The following is a 14234-nucleotide window of genomic DNA, read 5'->3' on the forward strand; positions in this document are numbered from 1 at the left end:
TGGCAGACCACCCGTCGTGTCCGCTCAGTTGCCGCTCAAGCCGCGCGGAGTATCACCTGGGAACAACACCGTTCTGCCGCACCATCCATCCTCGCGCGAGTCCCGGAGCAGCCAGTGGGCGCACCCCCAGTTCCCCGTTTCATGACAGGGGAGAGCGCCGACGCCGGTTCGCCGGACATCATCGAGGCGTTCGTGGCACGTGCCGCACGGCACGGCGGGGCGAGCAACGGTCACCACAACCAGAACTACGTCCTGCCGCTGACGGAGGACGTGGCGCACAAGGTGGGCCTCGCGGCCGGTACGCCGGTCACCGTCCGCATCCGGCGGGAGGTGGCGCTGCCCGTCGTGATCCGCACCTGGCGGGACGAGGCGCGCATCCTCGACGCCGTGCACAGCGCGCTGCCGAATGTGCCGAAGTGCCTGCTGGAGGGCGACGGGTTCACCGTCCACAGCTATGTGGAAGGTGTACCGCTCTCCAGCGTCTGCGGAAACGGCAAGCCCGTCGACACCCTCCTCATGAAGGCGCTGGCCGGCCTGCTTGCCCAGATGACGCGGGTGCGCCGAGGCGCTCTGCCGCCCCTGCCCGAGGTCTGGCCCCGCAACCTCACCGACAGTCAGGGCTTTCTGCGGGTGCTCGCCCAGCTGGCCGACCGTCAGATCCGCCGACGCAACTGGCTCGCCTTCGGGGGCCTGTTCACGGCGCTCGGCATTCCGGAGGACGCCCTCACCCGGTTGGCCGAACGGGTGCCGGCCATGACACGGCGGCCCTACAGCCTGCTGCACGCGGATCTGCACCGCGACAACCTGATCGTCTCCTACGACGGTGACCCGCCCCTCATCTGCGTCGACTGGGAACTGGCGACCTACGGCGACCCCCTGCACGACCTGGCGACGCATCTCGTCCGGATGCAGTACCCCGACCACCAGTGGGACGACGTGATCGGTGCCTGGGCGGAGGCCATGGGGCCCGTCCGCCCCGCCGCAGTCAAGGGTCTGGGCAAGGACCTGCGCCACTACGTGGACTTCGAGCGGGCGCAGTCCGTCTTCCCGGACGTCATGCGGGCCGCGCAGTCCCTGGAGGACACGTTCGACCAGAAGAGTCTGGACGAGGCGACGGCGTCGGTGCGCAGGGCCCTGAAGGCGGCGGCAGCGCCGCTCGGGCTCCGGAACGTACCGGGCACGGACGAGATCGAGCGCATCCTCTTCCGCTGGCAGGCATCCCGGGAGGACGGGAGGAAGCGCGGCCGGGGGTGGGGGGCGGACGACATCCACTGGACGCCGGACGACCGGGTCCCGGAGCATTCCGAGTTCTCCCGTGCCGATGTGCACCGCGCGCTGCTCGCGGAGGGCGCGGCGCCGGCCAACCGGGTCTTCAAGGGGACCGCGCATCTCAACTCGGTGGTCTGGGTCGGGGGCGTCGACTTTCCCGTGGTCGTCCGGCGCCAGGTGCCGAAGGCCTGCCGGCGCGAGCCCAGTTTCCTCAGTGAGCACGCGGTGCTCCAGGCCATCGAGGAGTCGTCCGTCGCGGTGGCGGCGCCGAGGGTCCTCGCCCTGGGCAGCGGCTACCGGAACGAGCGCTTCGCCGTCCACACGTACGCGGGCCGGCGCGACATCGACCAGCCGCCGAGCCATCCGGTGAACGGCCTGCTGCCGCACGAGGCGGACGCGCTCGTCGACCAGCTCCGCGCGCTGACGGACGTGGACTACCACGCGCTCGACCCGGCGGCGGGCGAGGGAGACTTCTACGGCTGGCTGAGCGAGCAACTCGTCATCCTGGTACAGGACTTGCCCAGAGAGTCGCAGCAGCTGGCCAGGGTTCTCGGGCTGCCCGACGCCGACCGGCTGCGGGAGATCCTGGGCAGGCACGTCGTGAACGAACGCGTGCCGACGCTGCTGCACGGTGACCTCAACCCGTGGAACCTCGTCCGGCGGGACGACCCGCTGGTGCTGACCATCATCGACTGGGAGATGGCCGTCGTCGGCGACCCCCTCTACGACCTGGTGCGGCACATGCACCTCACGCCGACCCGGTCGGAGATCCGCGAACGGATGTTCCGACGCTGGGAGCGCCTGCTGTCGCCGGAGTACACGGGCGACTGGCGACAGGACTGGCGGGTGTACCGGGACATCGAGATCGTCCGGTCCGCCTACATCGACCTGGATCGCCTGGTCACCGGCGCCGGCCTGGACGCCCCGAACGTCCGTCGCGCGGTCGACTCGTACGCGATGACGCTGGCGTCGGCCACGGCCGCGCTGGGCCTGCCGGCCCGTTCCACGGAGAACCCGTATCTGGCGCTCGCTCTGAGGTAGCCGGCCGGAGGTGCCCGGGGCCGTCGGCGGGGCTGTGTGCGGCGGGCGGCTCCGTGCGGGCCCGGCGAGTGCGTACCCTCGCTCCCATGGCTGGAACCGGGCTGCGCGAGCGCAAGAAGCAGCAGACTTACCGACACGTGTCCGACATCGCGATCGGGCTCTTCCTCGCGAAGGGCTTCGACGCGGTGTCCGTCGCGGAGATCGCCGCCACAGCCGGGATCTCCAAGCCGACGCTGTTCCGGTACTTCCCGGCCAAGGAGGATCTCGTCCTGCACCGCTTCGCGGACCACGAGGACGAGGCGGCGCGGGTGGTACGGGCGGCCGGTGCGGAGGCTTCGCCGGTCGAGGCGCTGCGCCGGCACTTCCTCGACGGGCTGAGTCGCGAGGACCCCGTCACCGGCCTCAACGGCTCCCCCGAGGTGCTCGCCTTCCACCGACTGCTCTACGGCACGGCGTCGCTGGTCGCGCGGGCGTACGAGTACCAGCAGCGGTCGGAGGCCGTGCTCGCCGTCGCCCTCGGCGGCACCCTGGCGGCCCGGCTCGCGGCCGGCCAGATCATCGCCGTCCAGCGGATCCTCGCGCAGGAGAACTGGCGCCGGATCGCGGCGGGGGAGACCGTGGAGGCGGTACGCGAGGACGCGGTCGCGGCGGCGGAGGGCGCGTTCGGGCAGCTGGAGGCGGGGCTGCCGTGGCTGGGGGAGAGGGGTGCGGGTGCTGACGGGGGCGGGGTCACGGCTGGAGATCGTGCACGGGCGGGCGTTGCCGTTCTGAACTCCGAACACGGGGGCGGTGAGTTTTAGGCTGCGGTATCAAGAAGGACGATGACGAACCCTTCTCTTCCTGCCGCTCCGCCCCCTGTCCCCACTCTCCTCTTCCTGGACGTCGACGGACCGTTGATCCCGTTCGGCGGCACACCGGAGCAGTATCCGGACGGTTATCCGACGTACCGGCCCGCCCGGCGACTGCGCGTCCCGGAATCCGGGGCGAACCCGCTGCTGCCCAGGATCGATCCCGCTCTCGGGCCCCGACTGGCCGCGCTGGCCTGCGAGTTGGTGTGGGCCACGACCTGGATGGACGAGGCGAACGAGTGCGTCGCCCCGTGGCTGGGCCTGCCGGACCTCCCGGTGGTGCACTGGCCGGAGCCGGCCCCCGACGACCTGCCCGGGGGGCCCGGCGTGCACTGGAAGACCCGGCCGCTCGTCGATCGAGCGGCCGGGCGGGACTTCGTCTGGGTCGATGACGAGGTGACCGACGCCGACCGTCGCTGGGTTGCCGAACACCACCCGGGGCGGGCCCTGTTGCACCGGGTCGATCCTCACCACGGTCTGCTGGACGCGGACTTCGCGGCCGTCGAGGCGTGGCTCCGGTCGTAGGGCGGCAGTTGTCGTGGGGGCCCGCGCTCAGGCCCCCACGTAGCCCGCGAGGTGCTCCCCCGTGAGGGTGCTGCGGGCCGCCACCAGGTCGGCCGGGGTGCCCTCGAAGACGATGCGGCCGCCGTCGTGGCCCGCGCCGGGGCCGAGGTCGATGATCCAGTCGGCGTGGGCCATGACCGCCTGGTGGTGCTCGACGACGATGACGGACTTGCCCGCGTCGACGAGCCGGTCGAGCAGGCCGAGCAGGTGCTCGACGTCGGCGAGGTGGAGGCCGGTCGTCGGCTCGTCGAGGACGTACACCCCGCCCTTGTCGCCCATGTGCGTGGCCAGCTTGAGGCGTTGGCGTTCGCCGCCGGACAGGGTGGTGAGGGGCTGGCCGAGGCTGAGGTAGCCGAGGCCGACGTCGGCGAGCCGGTCGAGGACGCGGTGCGCGGCCGGTGTACGGGCCTCGCCGGCGCCGAAGAACTGCTCCGCCTCCGTCACCGACATCGCGAGCACCTCGCTGATGTCCCGGCCGCCGAGGTGGTAGTCCAGCACCGCCGCCTGGAACCGCTTCCCCTCGCAGTCCTCGCAGGTCGTGGCCACGCCGGCCATCATCGCCAGGTCGGTGTAGATGACACCGGCTCCGTTGCAAGTGGGGCAGGCGCCTTCGGAGTTGGCGCTGAACAGGGCCGGCTTGACCCCGTTGGCCTTGGCGAACGCCGTACGGATCGGGTCGAGCAGTCCGGTGTACGTCGCCGGGTTGCTCCGCCGGGAACCGCGGATCGGGGTCTGGTCGACCGACACCACACCCTCGCCGACGGCCCCCCGCGTCTCGACCAGCGACCCGTGGATGAGCGAGCTCTTGCCGGACCCGGCGACACCGGTCACGACGCACAGCACCCCGAGCGGGATGTCGACGTCGACGCCCTGGAGGTTGTGCCTCGTCGCACCGCGGATCGGCAGTGTGCCGGTCGGCTTGCGAACCGCCTCCGTCGCCTTGAGGGCGGCCCGGTCGTCGAAGTGGCGGCCGGTGACGGTCCCGCCGGTCCGCAGCCCCTCGACGGTCCCCTCGAAGCAGACGGTGCCGCCGGCCGTACCGGCGCCGGGGCCCAGGTCGACGACGTGGTCGGCGATCGCGATCACTTCGGGCTTGTGCTCCACGACGAGCACGGTGTTGCCCTTGTCGCGCAGCCGCAGCAGCAGGTCGTTCATGCGCTGGATGTCGTGCGGGTGCAGGCCGATCGTCGGCTCGTCGAACACGTACGTGATGTCGGTGAGGGCCGAACCGAGGTGGCGGATCATCTTGACGCGCTGCGCCTCGCCGCCCGACAGGGTGCCCGAGGCGCGGTCGAGCGCGAGATAGCCGAGACCGATCTCCACGAACGAGTCCAGCGTGTGCTGGAGCGCGGTGAGCAGCGGCGTCACCGAGGGCTCGTCGAGGCCCCGAACCCACTCGGCCAGGTCGCGGATCTCCATCGCGCAGGCGTCGGCGATGCTGATCTTCCTGATCTTCGACGACCGGGCCCCCTCACTGAGCCGGGTGCCCTCGCACTCGGGGCAGGTGGCGAAGGTGACCGCCCGCTCCACGAACGCCCGGATGTGCGGCTGCAGCGCCTCCTTGTCCTTGGACAGGAACGACTTCTGGATCTTGGGGATCAGTCCCTCGTAGGTGAGGTTGACGCCGTTGACCTTGACCTTGGTCGGCTCGCCGTAGAGGAAGTCCTGCATCTCCTTCTTGGTGAACCGCCGGATCGGCTTGTTCGGGTCGAGGAAGCCCGACTGGGCGTACAGCCCCACGGTCCACTGGCTGTCCGACTTCCAGCCGGGGATGGTGAACGCGCCCTCGGCGATCGACTTGGAGTCGTCGTAGAGCTGGGTGAGGTCGATGTCGGAGACCGCGCCCCGGCCCTCGCAGCGCGTACACATACCGCCGGTGCGGTTGTAGGTCGCCTTCACCGCCTTCTTGTTGCCGACGGCGATCGCACCGCTGCTGCGGACGGACGCCGTGTTGAAGGAGTACGCGCTGGGCGGCCCGATGTGCGGCTGCCCCAGCCGGCTGAACAGGATGCGCAGCATCGCGTTGGCGTCGGTGGCGGTGCCGACCGTGGAGCGAGGGTCGGCACCGAGCCGCTGCTGGTCGACGATGATCGCGGTCGTCAGCCCTTCGAGTACGTCCACCTCGGGCCGTGCCAGCGTCGGCATGAACCCCTGGACGAACGCGCTGTACGTCTCGTTGATCAGCCGCTGCGACTCCGCGGCGATCGTGTCGAAGACCAGCGAACTCTTGCCCGAACCGGAGACACCGGTGAACACCGTCAGTCGCCGCTTCGGCAGCTCGATGCTGACGTCCTTGAGGTTGTTCTCGCGCGCACCGTACACACGGATCAGATCGTGACTGTCGGCACCGTGCGGCGCGTCGGCCGGCTGCGAGTCCGTCCTCGGGGTCCTGCTCATCGGGTCTCCGTCTCCATCTGTCGGGCGGGTTTCCTCCAGGCTGACGCCCGGACGGTCGCCTGTCTCTAGTTTTTCGGCTTCTGCGAGATCCGCACCAGGTTGCCCGAGGGGTCGCGGAACGCGCAGTCGCGCGGGCCCCATGCCTGGTCGATGGGCTCCTGGAGCACTTCCGCGCCGGATGCCCGTACCTTTTCGAACAGGGCGTCGAGATCGTCGGTGCGGAAGACGAACATCGGCATGACGCCCTTGGTGAGCAGTTCCTGCAGGGCGTCGCCGTCGGCCGCGGAGCGGCCCGCGTGGGGTTCGGAGAGGACGAGTTCGAGGTCCGGCTGCGCGGGGCTGCCGAGGGTGACCCAGCGGTGTTCGCCGGATGCGACGTCGTTGCGGACCTCGAAGCCGAGTGCGTCGCGGTAGAAGGCGAGCGCCTCGTCGGGGTCGTTGACGGTGATGTGGCAGTACTGCAGTGCGATGTCCATGCCGACAACGCTAGGCCGCGGCCGTACGGCCCGCTTCTCGAATCCTGCTCGGTACGTTCCCGACCTTCTCGATGTCCCCGGCGGCCGGTGCACCGGTGCCAGGAACGCCCGTACTCGGAACGCCCGTGCTCGGAGCCGCCGGGACCGGCGCGTTTCTGCTCGGCCGTGTCTGCACCTTCGCCACACAGGCGGGCATCGCCGTCACCGCGTCGTGCGCCCGGCCCCGGTACGCGCTCGGTGTCTCCCCGACGATCTCGGTGAACCGGGAGCTGAACGAGCCCAGCGACGTACAGCCGACGGTCATGCAGGCGTCGGTCACGCTCATGCCGGCGCGGAGCAGCGTCATCGCCCGCTCGATACGGCGGGTCATGAGATAGTTGTACGGCGTCTCGCCGTAAGCGGCCCGGAACCGCCGAGAGAAGTGCGCGGGCGACATCAGCGCGTGCTTGGCCATCGTCGGAACGTCGAGCGGACGCGCGTACTCCCGGTCGATCAGATCCCGGGCCCGACGCAGATGCGCGAGGTTGGCGAGCTCCTGCGGGTCCATTCGGCGACCGTACCACCGGGCCCCCGAGCCGGTCCGGGTCCGAGCGGACGCCCCGCATGGCATCCACGCCGGTCCCTGTGGAGGCGGAGGCCTCGGCAACGGCATCGGCATCGGCATCGGCATCATGGACGAGCTGGACGAAGCCGCGGAGGTGTTCCAGCGGCTATCCCCGCGGTGACATGGGTCCTGATCGGATCGGTTCTGGTGCGATGGGAGAGGTTGGGTCGAGCGGGGCAACGAAGGGTGTCCCGTCTCGCTCGACCTGAGCAGTTCGTGCTGTCCGGACTACGTGTCTCGGGGGCGCCTGAGCGTGGCCAGGGCGAAGACGCTGACGACGGCGAGGCTGACGGCGGCCACCTGTGCCGCCAGGCCGAATCCGTCGGACACGTCGGCCGGTGTGGGGGCGCCCTGGTCGGCGGCCGTCCGGTTGGCGGGGGAAAGGAGAACGGCGATTCCCAGCGCGGTGCCGATCTGGGTCGCCGTGTTGATGAGTCCGCCGGCGAGTCCCTGATCGGCATCGGGTACGTCGCCCGTGGCCGTCATGGCCGCGGTGGTGAAGAAGGTGCCGAAACCGGCGCCGCACACGATCATGCCCAGCAGCAGGGGACCGTAACTGCCCGTACCGTCGGCCGTCGCGAGGAGCAGCAGTCCCGCCGCGAAGACCATCACACCGGCGACGAGCACACGCCTTGGGGTGAAAGCGGTGGCGAGGCGCGGTGAGCTGTGAGACGACCGCGGTGACCAGACCCAGCGGCAGCACGGACACCCCCGCTTCCAGAGGGCCGTCCAGCCGTACGTTCTGGAACAGCAGGGACAGCAGGAGGGTGAGCGCGCCCATCACACCGGTCACGAAGAGGACGACGCCGTTGACGGCGGAGACCGAGCGGATCCGGAAGACGTGGAGCGGGATCAGGGGAGCGGGGGAACGCCGCTCGACGACCACGAAGAACCCGATCAGCACGACGCCGAGGAGCAGGGGACGTGAATGCCGCCGGTCCGGCCGCCGGGGAGGCCCTCATGCTGGCCACCGTCGCAGCAGCACGTCCCGGTGGACGCCGGCCCGATGGTTCGCCTCAGGCCTGATCCGCGGCGCGCAGGGCTCGCGCCAGCCACTCCAGTTCCTCGGTCGCCTCGGGAAACGAATCCTGCCCGCGCACACACGCGACGAGCGTGCGGTAGCGCTCCGCTCCTGCCTCGATCCCGGCTTCCAGACTGCGCAGCACGGCGGCCCGGTCGGCGTCACCGAACAGCTCGGACAGCACCTCGGCCGCTGCCGGCCCTTCGGAAGCGACCCCGCGTTCTCTGACCTCCGCGACGGTCTGCACGACCTGCCTGGCCCACCAGATGGACGCCCCCGGGGGACGGCCCTGCCCCGGTACGGGAGTGTTGAGCTCCATCCAGGTGCGCAACCGGGCGCGAAACCCGGGGTCCCGCACCAGCTCGGCCAGTTCGATCCAGGCGTCGACCTGCTCAGGCGTGGGATCGTCGGGCAATTCGATGCGCAAGGTGTGCAGGCGGTCACGCAGGTGTGGGTCGACGGCGAGACCGCCGAACACCTCCTCCTTGAACTCGTCGATGATCTGCTTGCGTTCGGCGGCGGAAAGCCGTGCCAACCGGTTCATCAGTGCTGTCTCCTCGGCGGTCGAACCACGTTTCGAAACGGTGGACAGAACGGCCCGGCTCACCTTGAGGGAGCGGATCTGCGCGTCGAGCGCGGCCACGTGCGCGTCGGCGACCTCGGCGACCGTGGTGCTGCCGCTCAGGACGCGGCACACGTCGTCGAGCCCGAGGCCCAGCTCACGGAGGGTGCGGACCAGCTCGACGCGGGCCACGGACCCGGCGTCGTACAGCCGGTAGCCGCTCGCGGAGCGGGCCACGGGCGGCACCGCTCCCTCGTCCGACCAGAAGCGCAGGGTACGCACCGAGAGTCCGGTGCGGTGCGCAAGCTGGCCGATGGTGAGCACGTCGGGGCGTTCGTCGTCCATGGGCGAAATCCTGGACCTTCCAGCCGCTGGAGACTCAAGCGCCTCGTGGCGCACCACGGGATGCCGCCCACTCACTCGCGTCCCGCCACGGCCTCGTCGGCCAGGACGGGCGACCGCGTTGCCCGCCCCACCTGGCCCGGCCGCCTCGAACCGGGCCGACCCCCACGCGGCGTCGACTCGGTACGACGACCCAAGGACTGGCCATCTGCTGTGCGGCCACAGTGGCGTGGCGCACTTTTGCAAGCAGGCGCTTGCAATAGTTAGCAAGGGTGCGGCAAGGTGGAGTCATGGCAACGCTCAACGTCGGCAATCTCGGTGAGTACCTGCGTGACCAGCGGCGCACCGCGCAGCTGTCCCTCAGGCAGCTCGCCGATGCCGCCGGGGTGTCCAATCCGTATCTGAGCCAGATCGAGCGCGGGCTGCGCAAGCCGAGCGCGGAGGTGTTGCAGCAGGTCGCCAAGGCGCTGCGGATCTCCGCCGAGACGCTGTACGTGCGGGCCGGCATCCTCGATGCCGAGCGGGACCGGGACGAGGTGGAGACGCGTGCGGTGATCCTCGCCGATCCCACGCTCAGCGAACGGCAGAAGCAGGTGCTGCTGCAGATCTACGAGTCCTTCCGCAAGGAGAACGGGTTCGAGATCGCCGATCCCGGCAGCCCGCCGGCCTCGGAGGTCCCTGTGCCGGAGGTCCCTGTGCCGGAGGTCCCTGTGCCGGACGTTCCGGGCGTCGCTCACAGAGACACGGACAGGGACCCGGACAGCGATACAGACAGAGATACAGACATAGGCACCGGCAGCGACGCCGGCCCGCAGCAGACAGCCAGTTGACGTACCGGACGCGACAGACGCGACAGACACATCAGACGCGTCGGTCGAGACCGGCCCGCCGTTCGCGGGAACCCCAAACCCTCAGTTCGAAGCAACCCGGGAGGACCATCACCATGGCCATCACCGACGACCTCCGCAAGACCTTCAGCGACCCCACCCCGTTCTACTTCGCCGCCGGCACCGCCGACCTCGCCCTTCAGCAGGCCAAGAAGGTGCCCGCTCTGGTCGAGCAGCTGCGCGCCGAGGCGCCGGCCCGGATCGAGGCCGTGCGCGGCACCGACCCGAAGGTGGTCCAGGAGAAGGCCGCCGCTCGCGCCAAGGAGGCGCAGGAGAAGGCCGCCGGCCGTGCCAAGGAGGCGCAGGAGACCATCCAGACCAAGGTCGGCGAGTTCATCACCACGCTGGACGGCGACTTCAAGAAGCTCGGCTCGACCATCGACGCCGACCTGAAGAAGCTCGGCGAGAGCGCCCAGGACCTCGCTCTGCGCGGTGTCGGCGTCGCCGCCGAGTACGCCGTGAAGGCGCGCGAGACGTACGAGAAGGTCGCCGAGCACGGCGAGCAGGCCGTGAAGACCTGGCGCGGCGAGGCCGCCGAGGAGATCGAGGAACTGGCGATCGCCGTCGAGCCGAACGCCGAGCCGGTCGAGGTCAAGGTGGCGACCGAGGAGAAGATGCCCGCCCCGGCCTCCGCCCCGACCCCTGTCCCGACTCCCGCCGAGGCCAACATCGCGCCCGCCTCGGCCAAGAAGCCCGTCGCCAAGAAGGCCCCGGCCCGCAAGCCCGCCGCCAAGAAGACGACTCCGCCCGCCAAGTAGGCAGAGCCGAACGGGTGAAACAGCGTGTACGGGGACGGGTCGGGCACTCCTGGAGTGCCCGACCCGTTTGGCGGGTAGCGGGTTTCAGGTTGCGGGTACGGTGACCGCACGTAGGAACTGACCGAGCTTGGTGGTGGACGTTGTGCTGATGCAGGGGTTCGCGGGGTTCATGTGGCTGTTGAGCGTGGCCCTGATCGTGTTCAGTGGGTTCGCGCTGATCGACGCCGCGGTGCGCCGTGAGGACGCCTATCGGGCGGCGGACAAGAAGACCAAGCCGTTCTGGCTGATCATCCTCGGGCTCGCCTTCGTGGTGAACCTGATCTTCAACATCCTGTCGTTCCTGCCGATCATCGGCCTGGTCGCGACGATCGTGTACATGGTCGACGTACGACCGGCCCTGCGCGGTCTCCCGGGCGGCGGGCGCAGCCGCAGAGGCGGCGGCTCCAGCAGCGACGGTCCGTACGGGCCGTACAACGGCGGTCGCTGACCCCCGCACCCCCGCAGCCCCCCGCACCACCCGCGCACCAATGACCTGCCGCCGGATCGCTCTCCCCGACCCGAGCGGTCTACGCCTGGCGGTCCAGCAGCAGGACCGCCAGGTCGTCCGTCAGCTCCCCGCCGTTCAGTTCGCGGACCTCGCTCACGGCGGCCCGCAGCAGGTTCTCCCCGCGCAGCCCCTGTGCCAGCTGGCGGCGGATCATCGCCACCATGCCGTCCTGGCCGAGCCGCTCCCGGCCCGCGCCGATATGGCCCTCGATCAGACCGTCCGTGTAGAGCATCAGCGTCCACTCGGGCCCCAGGCGCACCTGTGTGCGCGGCCAGCGGGCCCCCGGCAGCAGGCCCAGTGCCGGGCCGTTGTTGTCGTAGGGCAGCAGTTCCGCCACGACCCCGGGCCCGGAGGGTGCGGGCGCCGGGCGGACCAGCAGCGGAGCCGGGTGGCCGGCCAGGCACAGGCCCGCGCTGCGGCCGTCCGGCGCGATGTCGACCGTGCAGAGCGTCGCGAAGATCTCGTCGTTGTCGCGTTCGTGCTCCAGGACCTGCTGGAGCGTGCCCAGCAGCGCGTCGCCGCACAGGCCCGCCAGGGTCAGCGCGCGCCACGCGATGCGCAGCTCCACGCCGAGCGCCGCCTCGTCGGGGCCGTGCCCGCACACGTCGCCGATCATCACGTGGACCGTGCCGTCGGGCGTACGGACCGTGTCGTAGAAGTCGCCGCCGAGCAGAGCGCGGGAGCGGCCGGGGCGGTAGCGGGCCGCGAAGCGCAGCGACGAGCCGTCGAGGAGCGGGGTGGGGAGCAGGCCGCGTTCCAGACGGGCGTTCTCCTGGGCCCGCAGCCGGGACTCGGTCAGCCGGCGTTCGGCTCTGTCGGAGCGCTTTCTCTCCACGGCGTACCGGATCGCGCGGCTCAGCAGCCGGCCGTCCAGCTCGTCGCGGAAGAGATAGTCCTGGGCGCCGACGCGCACCGCCTCCGTACCGCGCTCGGCGTCGCCGGAGGCGGTGAGCGCGAGGACGGCGTGCCGGGGCGCGAGCCGCAGGACGTGCTTCAGCACCGCCAGCTCGTCGTCGTTGCCGTCGTCGGTGCGCTGGGGTGCGGGCAGGGCGAGGTCCAGCAGGATGCAGTGGACGTCGTCGGTGAGCAGCCGTTCGGCCTCGGTGAGGTTGCGTGCCGTACGGACGCGGATCGGCTTGCCCGACGCGTCGAGCAGCTCGGGCACGACGGGCGAGCCGCCCGGGTCGTCCTGGATCAGCAGAAGGGTCAGATGCGTGCCGGCGGCGGTGCCGGAGGCAGCGGCCCTGGCTGCGGCGTCGGCGGCGTCCGCGGTGTCCGTGCCGGTCGTCGTCTGCGTGCGCGGAGCCGCTTCGCCGGAGGGGGCGTCGAGGCCGGGGGTGCCTGTGGAGGTCGCGCCGGGCATGGCCGGGGCCGGCGCCTGGTCGTTCTCCAGGGCCGGGATCGCTCTCTGCCGCGGTACGGGTACGGGCATCGTCGTGGGTTCCTTCCCTCCCCCCGAGGGCACGATGGGCGAGGGGTCTCGATCCACCGACCGGGACCATAGCGGTTGACGGGCTTGCAGCGGAATGGTCGGCGGTGCGTTCACAAGGTGGCGCCGGTGTCATATGCCGTGGTCCGTCACGCACTTGGGCACGGGGTTGCCCTCCCGGGGATGACCAATGTCACGTCTGCCAGAGGGTTGGGCGGTGCCGACGGGTGCGTTGGGTCACGTGGGGCGGGTCATGTGCGGTGCGGGATGTTCCGCAGGACGTGAAAGGCGACGGGACGTTCCCTATGTGGCGAATTGCCCGAGATGGCTGCCGGGTTCACGCACCGGGCCGGGCCACACCGGGCCGGACCGCACCGAGTATCTGCATCGACCCCGCCCCCGCGATCGTCACCGTCCGACCCGGCCGCGGGGCGTGCACCATCTTGCCGTCGCCCACGTACATCGCGATGTGGCTCGCGTCGTCGAAGTAGACGATCAGGTCGCCCGGGCGCATGTCCTCGATGTCGACGTGCGGAAGCTGGTTCCACTGCTGCTGCGAGGTGCGCGGGACGGTGACCCCGGCCGCGGCCCAGGCCGCCGAGGTCAGGCCCGAGCAGTCGTACGTGCCGGGGCCCTCGGCGCCCCACTCGTACGGCTTGCCCAGCTGCGCCGTCGCGAACTCCACGGCTTTCCTGCCCTGTGCGGTCGCGCTGCCGTCGATGTCGTCGAGGATGCCGGAACCGAGCCAGGACGTCTGCGCCTTGGCGGCGGCCTCGCGCTCCAGCTCCGCGAGGCGTTCCTTCTCCTCAATCTTGAGCTGGGACTCCAACAACTGGGCCGCCGCGATCTGCTGCTTGATCTTCTTCTGTGCGGCGGCCCTGGCCTTCCGGCTCGTCTCCAGCTTCTGCCACTGGGTCGAGGCGTCCTTCGCGTACAGCTCCAAGTCCTGCTGGGTGCGGGTCATTTCGGCGAGCAGGCCCTTGGTCGCCTTCTCGCCCTGCCGGATCCGGCTGACCCCCTCCAGCCACGCCTGCGGATCGTCGCTGAGCCACAGCCGGGCCCTCGGCGGCAGGCCTCCCGAGCGGTACTGGGCGCGTGCCGCGGCACCCGCGCGGTCCTTCAAATCGGCCAGCCGCTCCTGCCCCTTGACGATCTCCCGGGCCAGCTCGACGATCTCGGCGGACTGCCGCTCGGCCTGCTCCTCCGCCGCGTTGTAGGCGTCCGTGGCGACCGCCGCGTCGTGGTAAAGCTTCTCCAGCCTCTTGTGTACGGCTTCCAGATCCTTGTTCGGCGGCAGCGTCACGCTCGGGGTCGGTGTGGGCGTCGGGGTCGGCGCTGGGCTCGCGAACGCGGTGCCCGTGCCGCCGAGGACGGTGACCGCGCAGACCAGTCCCACGGCTGTCGCGACCAGGCTCCGCTTGCCGGCTCCCATGACCCGTACCCCCGTACCTTTTCGCCCACTTGATTAACCGTCAGTAACTTATGGCGC

General features: G+C 70.6%; 12 protein-coding genes and 1 pseudogene. 6 read left to right on the plus strand and 7 right to left on the minus strand.

Going from position 1 to position 14234, the window contains the following annotated elements; translation table 11 throughout:
- Positions 1-141: 141 nt before the first annotated feature.
- The 3 genes from IEY89_RS00385 to IEY89_RS00395 all read left to right on the plus strand — a co-directional run bounded on the left by IEY89_RS00385 (position 142) and on the right by IEY89_RS00395 (position 3683).
- Positions 142-2310: an aminoglycoside phosphotransferase family protein gene (locus tag IEY89_RS00385; RefSeq protein WP_189145170.1), complete on the plus strand. Its 2169-nt coding sequence runs from the start codon at positions 142-144 to the stop codon at positions 2308-2310.
- Positions 2311-2396: 86 nt separating this feature from the next.
- Positions 2397-3110, plus strand: coding sequence for a TetR family transcriptional regulator (locus IEY89_RS00390; RefSeq protein ID WP_189145171.1), 714 nt, complete (start codon positions 2397-2399; stop codon positions 3108-3110).
- A gap of 21 nt (positions 3111-3131) precedes the next feature.
- On the plus strand, positions 3132-3683 hold the full coding sequence (locus tag IEY89_RS00395) for an HAD domain-containing protein (protein WP_189145172.1): 552 nt from the start codon (positions 3132-3134) through the stop codon (positions 3681-3683).
- Between the two features lie 27 nt (positions 3684-3710).
- Here IEY89_RS00395 and IEY89_RS00400 read toward each other — a convergent pair whose 3' ends face one another.
- The 5 genes and pseudogenes from IEY89_RS00400 to IEY89_RS00420 all read right to left on the minus strand — a co-directional run bounded on the left by IEY89_RS00400 (position 3711) and on the right by IEY89_RS00420 (position 9127).
- On the minus strand, positions 3711-6119 hold the full coding sequence (locus tag IEY89_RS00400; protein ID WP_189145173.1) for an ATP-binding cassette domain-containing protein: 2409 nt from the start codon (positions 6117-6119) through the stop codon (positions 3711-3713).
- 65 nt (positions 6120-6184) lie between these two features.
- A complete protein-coding gene (locus IEY89_RS00405) occupies positions 6185-6595 on the minus strand; it encodes a VOC family protein (protein WP_189145174.1) in 411 nt (136 codons plus the stop codon).
- Between the two features lie 10 nt (positions 6596-6605).
- Positions 6606-7142, minus strand: a complete 537-nt coding sequence (locus tag IEY89_RS00410; protein ID WP_189145175.1) for a helix-turn-helix transcriptional regulator — start codon at positions 7140-7142, stop codon at positions 6606-6608.
- Positions 7143-7427: 285 nt separating this feature from the next.
- Positions 7428-7847, minus strand: a pseudogene (locus IEY89_RS00415) (MFS transporter); the annotation flags it as partial.
- A 368-nt stretch (positions 7848-8215) separates the two neighbouring features.
- A complete protein-coding gene (locus IEY89_RS00420; RefSeq protein WP_189145177.1) occupies positions 8216-9127 on the minus strand; it encodes a helix-turn-helix domain-containing protein in 912 nt (303 codons plus the stop codon).
- 287 nt (positions 9128-9414) lie between these two features.
- On the opposite strand from IEY89_RS00420, the gene IEY89_RS00425 reads away from it, so the two are divergent.
- The 3 genes from IEY89_RS00425 to IEY89_RS00435 all read left to right on the plus strand — a co-directional run bounded on the left by IEY89_RS00425 (position 9415) and on the right by IEY89_RS00435 (position 11256).
- Positions 9415-9954 carry a helix-turn-helix domain-containing protein gene (locus IEY89_RS00425; protein ID WP_189145178.1) on the plus strand — a complete coding sequence of 180 codons (540 nt, stop codon included), beginning with the start codon at positions 9415-9417 and terminating at the stop codon, positions 9952-9954.
- A gap of 113 nt (positions 9955-10067) precedes the next feature.
- On the plus strand, positions 10068-10769 hold the full coding sequence (locus IEY89_RS00430) for a hypothetical protein (protein WP_189145179.1): 702 nt from the start codon (positions 10068-10070) through the stop codon (positions 10767-10769).
- Positions 10770-10917: 148 nt separating this feature from the next.
- The gene (locus IEY89_RS00435) at positions 10918-11256 is read left to right on the plus strand and encodes a DUF2516 family protein (RefSeq protein ID WP_189145653.1); all 339 of its coding nucleotides are present in this window, start codon (positions 10918-10920) and stop codon (positions 11254-11256) included.
- Positions 11257-11335: 79 nt separating this feature from the next.
- On the opposite strand, the gene IEY89_RS00440 is transcribed toward IEY89_RS00435, so the two are convergent.
- Both IEY89_RS00440 and IEY89_RS00445 read right to left on the minus strand, forming a co-directional pair.
- Positions 11336-12748 (minus strand): PP2C family protein-serine/threonine phosphatase, encoded by a 1413-nt coding sequence (locus IEY89_RS00440; protein WP_189145180.1) that lies wholly within the window; start codon positions 12746-12748, stop codon positions 11336-11338.
- 334 nt (positions 12749-13082) lie between these two features.
- Positions 13083-14177 carry a C40 family peptidase gene (locus tag IEY89_RS00445; RefSeq protein WP_189145181.1) on the minus strand — a complete coding sequence of 365 codons (1095 nt, stop codon included), beginning with the start codon at positions 14175-14177 and terminating at the stop codon, positions 13083-13085.
- Positions 14178-14234 lie beyond the last annotated feature (57 nt).

It is taken from the genome of Streptomyces lacrimifluminis (assembly GCF_014646095.1).
Lineage (GTDB): Bacteria > Actinomycetota > Actinomycetes > Streptomycetales > Streptomycetaceae > Streptomyces > Streptomyces lacrimifluminis.

Excerpts from the sequence above, each read along its gene's own strand:
- IEY89_RS00400 (WP_189145173.1), bottom strand. The coding sequence starts at position 6,119 with ATGAGCAGGACCCCGAGGACGGACTCGCAGCCGGCCGACGCGCCGCAC.
- IEY89_RS00435 (WP_189145653.1), top strand. The coding sequence starts at position 10,918 with ATGCAGGGGTTCGCGGGGTTCATGTGGCTGTTGAGCGTGGCCCTGATC.
- IEY89_RS00445 (WP_189145181.1), bottom strand. The coding sequence starts at position 14,177 with ATGGGAGCCGGCAAGCGGAGCCTGGTCGCGACAGCCGTGGGACTGGTC.
- IEY89_RS00425 (WP_189145178.1), top strand. The coding sequence starts at position 9,415 with ATGGCAACGCTCAACGTCGGCAATCTCGGTGAGTACCTGCGTGACCAG.
- IEY89_RS00430 (WP_189145179.1), top strand. The coding sequence starts at position 10,068 with ATGGCCATCACCGACGACCTCCGCAAGACCTTCAGCGACCCCACCCCG.
- IEY89_RS00395 (WP_189145172.1), top strand. The coding sequence starts at position 3,132 with ATGACGAACCCTTCTCTTCCTGCCGCTCCGCCCCCTGTCCCCACTCTC.
- IEY89_RS00410 (WP_189145175.1), bottom strand. The coding sequence starts at position 7,142 with ATGGACCCGCAGGAGCTCGCCAACCTCGCGCATCTGCGTCGGGCCCGG.
- IEY89_RS00405 (WP_189145174.1), bottom strand. The coding sequence starts at position 6,595 with ATGGACATCGCACTGCAGTACTGCCACATCACCGTCAACGACCCCGAC.
- IEY89_RS00385 (WP_189145170.1), top strand. The coding sequence starts at position 142 with ATGACAGGGGAGAGCGCCGACGCCGGTTCGCCGGACATCATCGAGGCG.
- IEY89_RS00440 (WP_189145180.1), bottom strand. The coding sequence starts at position 12,748 with ATGCCCGTACCCGTACCGCGGCAGAGAGCGATCCCGGCCCTGGAGAAC.
- IEY89_RS00420 (WP_189145177.1), bottom strand. The coding sequence starts at position 9,127 with ATGGACGACGAACGCCCCGACGTGCTCACCATCGGCCAGCTTGCGCAC.
- IEY89_RS00390 (WP_189145171.1), top strand. The coding sequence starts at position 2,397 with ATGGCTGGAACCGGGCTGCGCGAGCGCAAGAAGCAGCAGACTTACCGA.